The sequence below is a fragment of the Pseudomonas viridiflava genome, from assembly GCF_900602065.1.
Classification (GTDB): Bacteria; Pseudomonadota; Gammaproteobacteria; order Pseudomonadales; family Pseudomonadaceae; genus Aquipseudomonas.
The window spans coordinates 1-322 of sequence record NZ_UWFN01000384.1 but is presented as its reverse complement, the minus strand read 5'-3'; the positions used below and the strand labels follow the sequence as shown (position 1 = coordinate 322).

Sequence of the window (322 nt, the reverse complement as noted above, 5' to 3'; positions counted from 1 at the left end):
GATCTGCGCACGGCGTTGCGGGCTCGCACAGGGCAACACGAAGCGCACGCCGGGCTTCAAGGCTTGCAGGCGCTCGGCAGCATCGAAAAACACACTGGCCAGGCGGCCGACCTCGCCGCCACGACTGCCCGGCATCAATGCCACGAGCGGGCCGTCAGGCAAGCCCAGTTCGGCACGGGCGGCTGCGCGATCAGCGTGCAGGGGTATGGCGTCGGCCAAGGTATGCCCGACAAAACGCACCGGCACGCCCAGCGCCGCCAGCGAGCGAGCCACATTGAAGGGCGCGCCGCCGGCGACCGGCCCGTCGTGGAACTCGTCCACC

1 pseudogene is annotated in these 322 nt (G+C 70.5%); it reads right to left on the bottom strand.

Annotated features, from left to right (window positions below):
• Positions 1 to 322, bottom strand: a pseudogene (locus EE949_RS29085) (hypothetical protein); the annotation flags it as partial.